Origin of the sequence: Corallococcus sp. CA054B, assembly GCF_003611625.1 — a bacterium.
Classification (GTDB): Bacteria; Myxococcota; Myxococcia; order Myxococcales; family Myxococcaceae; genus Corallococcus; species Corallococcus coralloides.
The window spans coordinates 1-12,178 of record NZ_RAVY01000252.1; the positions used below are offsets into that span (position 1 = coordinate 1).

11 protein-coding genes are annotated in these 12,178 nt (G+C 71.4%); 6 read left to right on the forward strand and 5 right to left on the reverse strand.

Features of this window, described 5'->3' with window-relative positions; genetic code table 11:
* Window positions 1-948, reverse strand: a 948-nt coding sequence (locus D7V80_RS36885) for a glycosyltransferase (protein ID WP_233586001.1), incomplete at its 3' end; no start/stop codon positions are given.
* A 452-nt stretch (window positions 949-1,400) separates the two neighbouring features.
* On the opposite strand from D7V80_RS36885, the gene D7V80_RS36890 reads away from it, so the two are divergent.
* Window positions 1,401-2,300 carry an alpha/beta hydrolase gene (locus tag D7V80_RS36890; RefSeq protein ID WP_120592535.1) on the forward strand — a complete coding sequence of 300 codons (900 nt, stop codon included), beginning with the start codon at window positions 1,401-1,403 and terminating at the stop codon, window positions 2,298-2,300.
* Here D7V80_RS36890 and D7V80_RS36895 read toward each other — a convergent pair.
* Window positions 2,287-3,102: an arginyltransferase gene (locus D7V80_RS36895; protein ID WP_120592536.1), complete on the reverse strand. Its 816-nt coding sequence runs from the start codon at window positions 3,100-3,102 to the stop codon at window positions 2,287-2,289. The genes D7V80_RS36890 and D7V80_RS36895 overlap by 14 nt on opposite strands.
* A gap of 177 nt (window positions 3,103-3,279) precedes the next feature.
* Here D7V80_RS36895 and D7V80_RS42000 point away from each other — a divergent pair, with 177 nt between their 5' ends.
* From D7V80_RS42000 to D7V80_RS36905, 3 genes are all read left to right on the forward strand, one after another.
* Window positions 3,280-3,450 carry a hypothetical protein gene (locus D7V80_RS42000; protein WP_014398494.1) on the forward strand — a complete coding sequence of 57 codons (171 nt, stop codon included), beginning with the start codon at window positions 3,280-3,282 and terminating at the stop codon, window positions 3,448-3,450.
* Window positions 3,451-3,712: 262 nt separating this feature from the next.
* On the forward strand, window positions 3,713-4,564 hold the full coding sequence (locus D7V80_RS36900) for a glycosyltransferase family 2 protein (RefSeq protein ID WP_120592537.1): 852 nt from the start codon (window positions 3,713-3,715) through the stop codon (window positions 4,562-4,564).
* A gap of 25 nt (window positions 4,565-4,589) precedes the next feature.
* Window positions 4,590-6,035 carry a pyridoxal-dependent decarboxylase gene (locus D7V80_RS36905; RefSeq protein WP_120592538.1) on the forward strand — a complete coding sequence of 482 codons (1,446 nt, stop codon included), beginning with the start codon at window positions 4,590-4,592 and terminating at the stop codon, window positions 6,033-6,035.
* A gap of 7 nt (window positions 6,036-6,042) precedes the next feature.
* Here the strand turns inward: D7V80_RS36905 and D7V80_RS36910 are convergent, their stop codons facing one another.
* Together D7V80_RS36910 and D7V80_RS36915 are read right to left on the reverse strand one after the other, a co-directional pair.
* On the reverse strand, window positions 6,043-7,362 hold the full coding sequence (locus D7V80_RS36910) for a carbamoyl-phosphate synthase (protein ID WP_199738947.1): 1,320 nt from the start codon (window positions 7,360-7,362) through the stop codon (window positions 6,043-6,045).
* A 304-nt stretch (window positions 7,363-7,666) separates the two neighbouring features.
* On the reverse strand, window positions 7,667-8,485 hold the full coding sequence (locus D7V80_RS36915) for a class I SAM-dependent methyltransferase (protein WP_120592539.1): 819 nt from the start codon (window positions 8,483-8,485) through the stop codon (window positions 7,667-7,669).
* A 286-nt stretch (window positions 8,486-8,771) separates the two neighbouring features.
* Between D7V80_RS36915 and D7V80_RS36920 the strand changes: the two genes are divergently transcribed.
* Complete coding sequence (locus D7V80_RS36920; protein ID WP_120592540.1) at window positions 8,772-9,380, forward strand: hypothetical protein; 609 nt, start codon at window positions 8,772-8,774, stop codon at window positions 9,378-9,380.
* Window positions 9,381-9,510: 130 nt separating this feature from the next.
* The gene (locus D7V80_RS36925) at window positions 9,511-10,503 is read left to right on the forward strand and encodes a PspA/IM30 family protein (protein WP_147447339.1); all 993 of its coding nucleotides are present in this window, start codon (window positions 9,511-9,513) and stop codon (window positions 10,501-10,503) included.
* Here D7V80_RS36925 and D7V80_RS36930 read toward each other — a convergent pair.
* Window positions 10,458-12,050, reverse strand: a complete 1,593-nt coding sequence (locus D7V80_RS36930) for an MBL fold metallo-hydrolase (protein ID WP_120592542.1) — start codon at window positions 12,048-12,050, stop codon at window positions 10,458-10,460. The two genes, D7V80_RS36925 and D7V80_RS36930, sit on opposite strands and share 46 nt — an antisense overlap.
* Between the last annotated feature and the right edge of the window lie 128 nt (window positions 12,051-12,178).

The following is a 12,178-nucleotide window of genomic DNA, read 5'->3' on the forward strand; positions in this document are numbered from 1 at the left end:
CACCAGCACCCCCGCCCGCCCCCCGTCCAGGGCCTCCGAGGGGCCGGAGGGGCAGTCCGTGCTGACGATGGGGCAGCCCAGCGCGAGCGCCTCCAGCAGCACCATGGGCAGGCCCTCGTAGCGCGAGGACAGGGCGAACGCCGTGGCCCGCCGCATCAGCGCGTGCGGATTGTCCGCGTAGCCCGGCATGAACACGGAGGACGCCACGCCCAGTTCCGCGACCAGCGCCTTGAGCTCCGCCTCCAGCGAGCCCACTCCCAGGATGAGCAGGTTCGTGTCCGTCCCGGCCGCCCGCATCCGGGCGTGCGCGCGGATGAGCATGTCGAAGGACTTCTGCGGCTCCAGGCGCCCCACCGCGATGATCACCGGCTTCTCGAACACCGGCACCGCCCACGCGGGCAGAGGAGCGTCCGCCGCGGCACGGATGCGGTCCGCGTCCACGAAGTTGGGGATGACCTCCAGCCGGTCGCGGTCCACGTTCACCAGCTCCGCGAACGCCTTCGCGGAGTCGTAGCCGCACGCCACGATGCGGTCCATGCCCGGGTAGAGCACCTTCAAGCCCCAGAGCTGACGCTTCGGCTGCTCGCGGTGGAAGGCCCCCCAGTCGAAGTGCACCATCCCCAACACCGGCTTGCCCAGGAGGGCACCCGCCATCCGCGCCAGCAGGGCCGCCCTGCCCTCCTGCCCGGAGACGATGATGTCCGCCTTGCGCGCTTCCTGGAACAGCCGCCAGAGCATCCGCGGCAGCTCCCGGCGCCGGTAGGCCTCCACGCCCACGCCCCAGGAGATGGGCACGTCCGCGGGGATGCGCCCGATCGTGTCCGGCGGCGGCGGCCCGTGGTGGAAGAACAGCGAGGGATCGAACCGCTCCCGGTCCAGGCCCGCCAACACGTTGCACACGGAGCGCTCGATGCCCCCCGTCCCCATGAAGACGAGCGTGAACAACACGCGCCGCCGCCCTGGGGCCGGGACCGCCATCTCTTGCCGCGCCTGCAGTTCCAATGTCTGGGATTCCCGGTAAGAAGCGACTTCCTGCACTCCCGCCCGGCGTACGAGTGTCCGGCGAGCCCACCCCTGGAGTTGGTCGCTGATCAATAGCCCACACACCTTGCGATAGGTAGCGAAGGTCACCCATCGCCGCCACCCAGGAGACAGTTGCACGCCGTCCTCCCGGTGGATCTCCCGGGGGCGCCAACGCCATTTCGCGACAGCCGCCTTCACCGGCCCGCTGATACATCGTTGAAACACCCTCACGGTGTCCTGACGGGCGAGTTCCAGCATTGACGCGTCAAGATGCGCCGGGCGCGTCAGGGGGCGCGGTGCATTGCTTGGGGACTCAACGAGTCCGGGGGCCGACTGCCAGGAACTGGATTCCGGGTATAGGCTCACAACTCATCCTCGTGAAAAGCCCCCTCCGACCCCGCCCCGCCCGTTTCATCGCGCTCGCCCTTCTGGGCGTGCTCGCGCTGGCGGCCGTCATCGCGTACCGCAATGTCCGCGCCGCACGCGCTGTCTTGCACCCCGCGCGCCAGCCTTTGAAGCCGGTGGCGGAAGGCGTGCTCGCGGGGCGCACGGACGTGGTGCTGCGCACGCGGGACGGCCTGACGCTGCGGGGCTGGTACGTGCCGTCGCGCAACCGCGCGGCGGTGGTGGTGATGCACGGCTTCGCGGAGAACCGCACGCAGATGCTCTTCGAGGCGGAGGTGCTCTCACGCGCGGGTTACGGCGTGCTGCTCTTCGACTCGCGCGGCCACGGCGAGAGCGAGGGGGACCTGGTGACCTGGGGCGACCGCGAGCGCGAGGACCTGCGCGCGGCGGTGGACCACCTCTCTCGCCGCGACGACGTGGATCCGTCCCGCCTGGGCGTGCTGGGCTTCTCCATGGGCGGCACCACCGCGATGCTGGAGGCCCTCGATGACGAGCGCCTCAAGGCGGTGGCCGCCGCGGGCGCGTACCCGTCGCTGGAGGCGGACACGCGCTACAGCTACGGCAGGTGGGGACCGCTGAGCGTCCAGCCGGCGCTCTGGACCCTGCGCCTGTCCGGCGTGGACGTGGACGCGGTGGACCCCATGAAGCGCCTGTGTGACTTGAAGGGCCGGCCGCTCCTGCTGATCAACGGCGACGTCGACGAGTACGCGCCTGCGTTCCTCCAGGACGCGCTCTTCCAGGCCGCGTGCGAACCCAAGACCTACTGGGTGGTGCCCGGCGCGCATCACGGCGAGTACGCGAAGAAGGCCCCGGAGGAGTACGCGCACCACCTGCGCGACTTCTTCAACGCGGCGCTGCTCAGCGGCTCCTGAGCGCCGCCTCCGGGCCTACCCGCTCCGGCGCTGGCGCATCAGCCGCGGCTTCTGGCACGTCAGCCGCGGCGGCACGCCACTCGGGCGGCGCGTCCAGCGCGGGGCGCCCCTCCAGCAGCTCATGCGGGCGGAAGCCGGCCTTGTAGCGCAGCGAGTCGCACGCCAACACGCGGTAGCCCAGGTACACGTAGGGGATGCCCCGCTCGCGCGCCAGCTCCACCTGGAACAGCACGCTCGCCTTGCCCAGGGACAGCCGCGCGTAGGCCGGGTCGTAGAAGAAGTACACCGCGCTCCACGCGTGCGGCGTCTCGTCGCACAGGCCCAGGCCCACCAGCTTCGGGCCGGACGGGTCGCTGTCGTCGTACCAGGCCACCTCGCGCGCGGACGGGTGCGGGAAGGCGAACTGGAGCGAATACTCGCGCGCGCCCAGTTCGGACGCCTCCCAGTCCCGGGACGACTCGCGGTTCGCGTGCCACGCGCGGTACAGCGTCAGGCGCTCCTCGTCCACGCGCGGCGGCCCCACCTCCACGCGCAGGTGCGCGCACGCGGCGCGGGCCCGGCGCTGGCTGCGGTTGGGCGTGAAGCCCGCCACCGGCACGCGCAGGGACACGCACTCGTGACACGACGCGCAGGCGGGCCGGAAGTACTGCGGACCGAAGCGGCGCCATCCGCGCACGAGCAGGTGCTCATACTCCTGCGCCGTCACGTTGCGCATCAGCAGCGTCTCCAGGGACGCCTCCCGCCCCGGCAGATAGCTGCACGGGCGCGGATCTTCGATTTCGTGTGCCAGCAGGACGGCCATCGGTGTTCCCTTCCTGTCGGCCCCAGGCTCCGGCGTCAAGCCATGCCTGCCCGTCCGGCGACCCACCATTCGTCTGAAACGACCCGCCGGTGCGGGCCGTTTCGTATCCAGAGATGGCACAACGGCTGCAAGTCACCCGACTGAAGCCGTACCACTTGCGGAAGGGGAGGAACGCACATGGCCCGCGAGGAACTGCATCCCGGATGGCTGCCGCTGGACCCCGACGAGGCGGACGGCCCCCTCTCGGGCGACGCCTTCTTCGAGGAGGATGAGGCCTTCCACGCCGCCCCTGGCGCCGACGCCGCGGACGACCTGGACGCCTTCGATTTCGCCGTCGCCAGCTACTGAAAAACCCGTGGCCCGTGAGCCACGGTGTGGCAGCCCTGTCGCGATCCGACCGCGTTTTTTTCCGGTCCGCTCCCGGAGGGGGCAGTAGAAACTTCCAAGAAACCGCGAGACGTCGTCCCGCGTTCGCTTCCCCGGACAGCAGGCGGGTAACACCGGACACAGGGACCGGGGCGCAATGCCCCCGGGTGGCGGAATGCCCCTCGCGCGGCAGGGCCCGGCTGGCTTCTCAGTCGTGGGGCGCCACCGGTATAAACCGGGGCCTATGTCATCAGTCGACGTCTCGGTGGTGATGCCCACGTACAAGCGCGAGAAGGACGTGGTGGAGGCCATCCACTCCGCGCTGCGTCAAGAAGGCGTCCAGGTGGAGGTCATCGTCCTGGATGATTCCGCGGAGGGCACGGCCCGTGACGCGGTGCAGGGCATTGGCGATGCCCGCGTGCGCTACTTCAAGCAGGAGGTGCCGTCCAAGGGGCGCCCCGCGCTGGTGCGAAACCACGGCGCCACGCTGGCCCAGGGCCGCTACCTGCACTTCCTGGACGACGACGACCTGCTCGCCGAAGGCGCGCTCAAGGCCATGGTGTCGGCGCTGGACGCGCGGCCGGACGCGGGCGTGGCGGTGGGCTGGGTGGTGCCCTTCAGCGAGGATCCGGAGTGGCTGGAGGACAAGAGCTCCTACTTCGAGCGCGTGGCGAAGGTGGGAGCCATGACGCCCAACAGCGCGTGGACGGTGGCGCACATCCTGTTCCTGGGCACGCTGTACGTGAACTCCGCGTGCATGGTGCGCCGCGAATACTTCCAGCCCCTGGGCGGGTTCGATCCGAACATCCCCGTCTACGAGGACGTGGACTTCTACATGCGCGGCATCCGCCGCTACGGCCACGTCTACGTGAACCGGCCCATCCTCAACTACCGGGTGGGCAAGCCGTCGTTGATGAACGACCTGGGCAAGACGGGCGCGAAGGTGGAGAAGTCCGTGGCGGAGTCCAACGCCATCATCCACAACAAGTACCGGCGCGAGCACGGCGAGCTGGAGTACCGGCTCCTGCAGCTGGCCACGCGCGCGCTCAAGGGCCGCTTCGGCCTCACGCGCTACCTCCCCCTCAAGCTGCCGTAAGCGTTTCCTGAAAGGGCCTCTCCCCGTGAGCCTGCGTCGTCGTCTCGTTGGAACCGCCAAGCGCCAGTTGAAGCAGACCCTGGGGCCCGTCGTGCAGCGCGCGATGGCCCCCGCCCGCGCCTTCCTCCCCCCGGAGACGTGGGGCCTGGAGTCGCGCGGCGGCCAGGGCCTCTTCCTGGAGGGCGTGTCGCTGTCCCAGCTGGCCAACGAGTACGGCTCGCCGCTGCACGTGGTGCACATGCCAGCGCTGCACCGCAACGCGGACGCGTTCCAGGCGGTGCCCCCGGGCGCGGCGGGCGGCTGCGAGGTGTACTACTCGTACAAGACCAACCCCGTGCCGGGCGTGCTGTCCGCGCTGCACGCGCGCGGCGTGGGCGCGGAAGTCATCTCCGCCTATGAGCTGTGGCTCGCGCTCAAGCTGGGCGTGGCGCCGGAGCGCATCGTCTACAACGGCCCGGTGAAGTCGGACGCGTCCATCCGCGAGTCCATCACCCGGGGCATCGGCCTGCTGGCCGCGAACCACCGCGAGGAGCTGGACGTCTTCTCCCGCCACGCGGCGGAATTGGGCAAGCGCCCGCGCGTGGCCGTGCGGGTGACGACGATGTCGGGCTGGACGTCGCAGTTCGGCACGCCCATCGCGGGCGGCCAGGCGATGGCGGCGTACCGGCAGGCGCTGGCCTCCAAGAACCTGGACGTGGTGGGCCTGCACGCGCACCGGGGGGAGCTCATCCGCACGGAGGCGGAGCTGGAGGGCTTCGTCGGCGCGGTGCTGGACTTCGCGGACGAGCTGCACCGCGAGCTGGGGTTGGACCTGGAGGTGCTGGACCTGGGCGGCAGCCTCTGCACGCCGACGGTGGAGCACATCGAGCAGCGGGACTGGCGGCTCAACCTCACCTTCCAGCGCGACCTGCCCGCGCCGGACTTCGCGGCGGCGCTCTCCATCGAGCGGTACGTGGCGAAGGTGGTGGCCCAGGTGGAGGCGCACTACGCGAAGAAGGGCCGCAAGCGCCCGCGCATCTTCCTGGAGCCGGGCCGCGCGATGACGGGCAACACGCAGCTGCTCCTGGGCCGCGTGCACGCGCTCAAGGACGGCGGCGAGCGGACGTGGGCGGTGCTCGACATGGGCATCAACCACGCCGAATGCGTGCGCAACGAGTACCACCAGCTCTTCCACGTGGAGCGGCCGGCCGCGCCCGCGCACCGGGCGTACACGGTGGTGGGCCCCATCTGCACCCCGGCGGACACGCTGTACCACGCGGTGCGGCTGCCGGAGCTGAAGGTGGGCGACACGCTGGCCATCATGGACGCGGGCGCGTACTTCGTGCCCTTCGGCACGTCCTTCTCCTTCCCGCAGCCGGCCATCGTGGGAGTGGAGGGCGGGAAGGTGCGGCGGCTGCGCCGCGCGGAGACGCACGAGGACCTGATCACCTTCGATGACCTGGTGCCCTCGGCGTCCCTGGCCGCGGGGTGACGGCCCCCTAGCGGTTGAAGACCATCATCCGAAGGAAGGCCCGGGGGTGGCGCGCGGCCCCATAGGAGATGGTGGCCAGCTCCACCGCCGCGGGCATCATGTCGTCCCGGTCGATGAGCGGATCCACCGCCGTCGCCTTGTGGGTGTTGAACCACTGCCGCCACTGCCGGGCCTCGTCCGCCGGCAGCGCGCCGGACAGCCGCTGGAGGTTGAGCAGCATCTCCAGCGCGATGCGGTTGCAGAACACCGCGTCCTCGTGCGCGGCGCTGGCGTCGCGTGCGTCCTCCACCGCGCGCTTGAGCGCGTCCCGGTCCCCGGTGGCCGCGTGGTACGCGAGCAGCGGCAGGGGCAGCCCCCGCGCGATGTCGAAGCCCATCTGCCCGTAGAAGCGCGGGTTGAAGTCGATGAGGAGGTACGAGTCCTTCGTCTGGATGAACTCCACCTCGAAGACGCCGTGGTAGCCCAGCTTCTTGCACAGCCGGATGAGGCCCTCGACCAGGTCCGGGCGCAGCGGCGCGGACTCGAAGCAGACGCCCACGCCCAGGCGGCGCGGACGCTGGAGGACCTTCATCGCGGCGCGGGCCTCGAAGAGCTCGCCGGACTCATCCACGAAGCCGGAGAGGCTGTAGATGCCCTCTGCGGCCTCCGGGTGGAACTCCTGCACCATGGGGTTCACCACGGCCGGGTCGAACTTCACGAGCATGGGCGCGTAGGTGTCCCGCGCGAACTCGCGGTACTCGCGCGCCAGGTCGTCCGGCGAGGACACCGGCTGGCCCTTGCGGTGCGTGGCGTGGAGGATCTGCGTGGTGGGCTTGAGCAGCACCGGGAAGTTCGCCTCGCGGCGCACCGCTTCCAGGTCCTCTTCCGACTGGGGGAACCAGGTGCGCGGCAGGTGCAGGCCCACCTCCGTGCCCACTTCGTAGAGGCGGCGCTTGTTGAGCAGGCCGTACACCGCGTCCACGCCCGGGTCGTAGAGGTGGAAGAGGTCCTCCAGCTTGGAGCGGTGCGCGGAGATGAGCCACGCCAGCTCGTCGCTCGTCGGATAGAGCACGTGCTTGACGGGCTCGCGCAGGCCGAAGTCCACCAGCCACTGGAGGAAGGCCTCCGGCTGCGACTCCGGCGGGCACTGCACGCGGCGGCTGACGAAGCGCGAGTAGCTGGCCGGCCCCAACCGGCCGGTGTCCGCCACCGTCACGTCCACGCCGTGGCGGCCCAGACAGCGGGCGGCGGCCAGGGTGCCGTAGAAGTTGGCGGAGAACAGCAACGCGGGGGGCCGGGCCGCGATGACGGCCGCGGGGGCCTCATCGGAGTAGGCGGCCTCTTCCATCTCATGCTCCAGTTTCGCGGGGTCGGCCTCGCGGCGCACGCGCGCGGAGGAACGACGGGATTGGCGGTGGGGACGCTGCGCGAGACGACCCCCTCCGAGCTCGGAGGTCGACGGGCCGGCGGCGGACGAGGTGCTTGCCATCAGCCCCGCGGCGAGAAGCGTCAGAAGGTGCCTGTTCATGTCGAAGCCGTCTGCCTCTGGCGAAGCGGGGGGCCGCCGGAAGCTGAATTCCCGACAGAATACCTTTTCCGGCGGCGCTTGGGACCGGCTCCCAGACGATTGCACCCCCAAGGAGTGACCGGGCTCAGGCCGGAGTGCCGCCGGGCGGGCTCCAGCGCAGGAATCCCCGGGTCAGGAGCCACGCGTCGGTGGCGACCCCTGGGGTCGTCCTCGCGAGGCGCACGACGGACTCGGCGAAGGCGTCCGGGGGCGCGGTGTGGCCCTCCACGCGCGCGGCCTTCCATGCCGCCTCCCACGCCAGGAAGAAGGCGTGCATGGGGTCGCCAGGGCGGACGCGGCGGCGCAGGTCGCGGGGCAGCCAGTCGCGCAGGAGCAGCGGCGCGAAGCCCCGGGAGAAGTCGGTGTGGAAGAGGAGGCCCTCGCGCGTGGGGGCTTGCGTTTCCGGCGTCCGGCGCAGCAGGTGGGCCACCAGCACCGCGCCGTCCGTGTCGGAGGAGCCTTCCACCAGCAGCCCGCCGGGCAGCAGGTGCCGTGACATCGCGCGGTGGGCCTCCGGGATGCGCTCCGGCGCGCCCTGGCGCAGGAGGTTCATGGCGCGCACCAGGCGGGCGGGTTCGTCCGGTGACAGCGGGAGCGCGAAGCCGCCCTCGCGGAAGTGCGTGCGCGCATCCGCGTGGCTTCGCGCGGCGGCCGTGGCGCGTTCCGGGTCCAGCTCCACGCCCACCACGGACAGCTCCGGGTTCAGCGCGCGAAAGGCGCTGGCGCTCTCCAGCGTGGTCCACGGGTGCTCCCCGAAGCCCACGTCCACGAAGGCCGCGCGGGCCCAGGGGCCGTCGTCACGCGTGAGCAACGGGGCCTCGAACTGGCCCAGGTACGCGTCCAGTGCGCGCAGCCGCCCACGCGCGGTCCTCCCCCGGGTGCGGGTATCCAGTTCCTGGGCCATGGGCAGGACATGGGCGCTCCGGGCCGGAGGCGTCAAGCGGTCCCCTCCGGTTGTAGCGCGGGAGGTCATTGCCGGGCCCGCGCCGTAGCACGGCATGTCACAATCACTGTCTCAAACATTGTTACATCCGGGGGGCTTCCCTCTGGAGCCGGGTGGAACGCGGCCGTGTGAGGGATTGGCATCGCCGCTGCACAGGGGAGCCGCTGGTGTCGAAGTCCGTGACATCCGTGACCGCAGTCCCCTCCTAGAGATTGGTTCCCCGTCCCCCATGATTACTTCCCGCTTCATGCGCTCCTCCCTCGTTGCCGCCCTCCTCCTCTCCGGCTCCGCCCTCGCGGGTGAGTCCCGTTACGCGTCGGCCGCCGCGGCCGCCTGCGGCGAGCTCAAGACCGAGCTGGTGCAGGGCGCGAAGGAGCAGGGCGTCGCGCTCAACGAGGAGGAGATCGGCACCCTCACGACGGACAAGGCCACCGTCGTGGCGACGGCCATCGCGGGCTACGAGAAGGTCCCCGCCACGGAGTACGAGAAGGGCGTGGACGCGGCCTTCGTCTACATCGACTCCGAGGAGGCGGGCATCCCGGCGGGCCACTACCGGGTGAGCGTCCGCGCCAATCCGGAAGACATCCAGGTGGGCAAGTACAAGGCCATCGCGACCCTCATCGACAAGGACGGCAAGGAGGTCGCGCAGCGTGCGACGGTCATCGAGACCTTCCCCTCGGCGGTGAAGTCGGCCCGCTACGGCTCGCCGATGAGCGTGGGCCTCCAGCAGCAGACCATCAACGACTGGAACCTCACGCGCTTCCGCAAGACGATCATCGTCGTCATCGTGCACTCGTGGGGCGTCACGGTCATCGACCTGTTCAACACGAACCACGAAGTCTTCTACGGCTGGTAGGCCGCCACGCCGCCGCCGGGAGCCCCAGGGGTTCCCGGCGGTGCGACTTTCGTCCCGCCCGCGGCGCACCTAGGGTGCAGGGCTTGTGAACCCCTCGTCCGCGTCCTGTCCCCGCTGTGGCGCCCCCCGCGTGGCGGGGCCCGAGTGCCCGGCGTGCGGCGTCATCTACCTGCGAGCCGAAGCACGCGCCGCCACCCGTCAGGCCGAGGCCCGTGACCGCGAGGCCCGCGAGGCGGCCCAGCGGGAAGCCGAGGACCAGCGGGCCGCCCTGCGCGAGGCGCTGGAAGCCCACACCGTCCCCACGTTCGTCTCGCCCCTGGTGGCGGCCCGGCCCGCGCCGGAGCCGGCCGCGGAGGGCATCACCTTCCACCCGGGCGAGGAGCTGAGCAACGGCGCCCTGGAGGCGCGGCTGCGGCTGGCGGTGATTCCCGTGGCGCTCGTGGGAGCGTGGTTCGCGGTCCAGGCGCCCTTCTTCCACTTCCTCATTCGCACCTTCTTCACCATGCCGGTGCATGAACTGGGGCACGCCGTCACCGCCTGGCTCTGCGGCTACAGCGCCACGCCCACGTTCTGGGTGACCCACGTGTCGCAGGAACGCTCGATGTCCATGGTCCTCCTGCTGGCGGGCCTGCTGGGCGTGCTCGTGTGGCAGGGCTGGAAGCGCCGCCGGTGGGCATGGATGGGCGTGGGCGCGGTGCTGCTCGCGGCGCTCGGGGCGGGCACGTTCGGCCTCACCCATGCCCAGGCCCGTGCCCTCATCTACTTTGGCGGCGACGCGGGCCGGATGGTCCTGGGCACCCTGCTGATGGCCACGTTCTTCGTGCCGCCGGGCCACTACCTCCACCGGCATCAACTGCGCTGGGGCTTCGTCGTCATTGGCGCGGCGGCGCTCATGGACAGCTTCGAGATGTGGTGGGCGGCCCGCACGAACGTGGACCGCATCCCCTTCGGCCGCGTCGAGGGCGCGGGCCTCAGCGACCCCAGCGCCCTGGTGGACGTGTACGGCTGGAACGTCAGCCGCGTCATCCACTGGAACGTGAACGTGGGCCTCGCGTGCCTCGCCGCGCTGGCCGCGCTCTACCTCGTCTCCCTCTGGCGTGCCCGCGACGTGCTGCGCGGCTGAGGCGCGGCCTCGCGCCAGTTGCCGAACGGCCACTCGAAGCCCGGCGTGCTGAGCACCTCCGGCTTCCGCGCGCCCCGCCAGCGCAGGGCCTCACCGGGCCGCAGGAGGAGCGCCTCGGGTCCCTCGCCCAGCGCCTTCCGCACCTCGGCCAGCCGCTCCGGATACGGGTCCGCGTCCGGGTTCTCGTCCATCTGGCTGGCGCCCGTGACGGGCTCGCCCGGATAGCCGGCGTAGCGCGGGCCCATGCCCTCGCGCCAGTACCAGGGGGCGCCGCCGTCCGCGCAGGGCACCACGTAGCGCGCGCCCAGCAGGGCGCCGTAGCGCAGCGCCTCCTCCGGGCCCGCCATCAAGCGCTGCGGCGTGGTGAGCGCGTCGCGGGGCACGTTGACGAGGAACGCATCCAACGTCGTAAAGCCGAAGAAGATGGGCGGCAGCCGGAAGCCGCGCACGCCGCAGAAGAGCACGTCCACCGGCCCCTGCTGCTTGCGCACGCGGCGGCACACCGCGGCCATGTCCCCGCGCACGTCATGGCCCGCGTCCGCGAAGAAGGCGGCGGAGAAGTCCTTCGAGCGCACGAGCCACGTGTTGCCCTCGTTGTAGAGGTCCGGGTGGGGTCCCTCGCCGTCGGTGGGCTGCTCGCCGTGGAAGGGCAGCGCGTGCACTGTCACGTCGCCCACCTGCCTCGACTCTCCCCAGCGAAGGGGCTCCACGCGCGTGAAGCCCAGCTGCTTCAGCCGCAGCGCGCAGTCCGTGGAGAAGAGGCTTTCGCGCGCCACCGCCGGCACGAAGATGCGCGTGTCACGAGGCAGGGGCAGCAGCGAGCCCAGGTGGAAGTGGTCGCCGTGCGAATGGGTGATGACCACCGCGTCCACCCGGCCCAGGTCCGACGCCTGCAACGCGCCATAGCCGGGCAGGTCCGCCTCGCCCGTGGGGCGGAAGTATGGATCCACCAGCACGCGCCCTTCCCTGCCCGACACCAGCACCGTGTTGTGCCCCACGAAGAGCGCCCCCGGTCCCGGCACGTCCACCGGCCCCGCGTGGCGCACGAGCCAGCCGGCCTGCGACAGGTCGCCGAGCAGCTCGCCCACGACGGGCACGGTGGCCAGCGCGCGCAGCTCCTCCCGGGTCGCGCCACGGGCGAGCGCCGCGAACAGGTCCGCCACCACGGGCCAGTCCTTCGCGCGCACCGGCACGTCCAGCCCCAGCGAGTCCTGGCGCAGGTGCAGCACGCGAGGGCGGTGGCGCAGCGGATCCGGGAAGAGGACGTCCTCGCGCAGCACGCGCCGGCCCATGCGCCGCTTCGTGCCCTGGCAGAGCGCGGCGTAGCGGGGCGTGTCCTCCAGCCAGCGGATGAGCGCGTCTGCTTCGCGCAGGGCGCCCTCGCGGCCCAGCGCGGCGATGTGGCGCTTCAGCGGCACCTGCGCGCGGCGCACCGGTCGCGCGGTGGGCCCCTGGATGCTGCACCCCAGGTCCTCGTGGTGGTCGGCCTCCGTGCGGGCGGAGGCGAGGACGGCCAGGCTGACGCCGCGGTGCAGGGTGAATCGCATGCGTGCGACGTCGCATGGCGCCCTGCCCTTCGCAAGGGCTTGCGCTTGCGACCGGCCGCCGGGCTGCCCGCGACCTCGCGGGTTGTGGGCGCCCCATGGAGGCCGGTACCTGTCTCTTTTACACATCT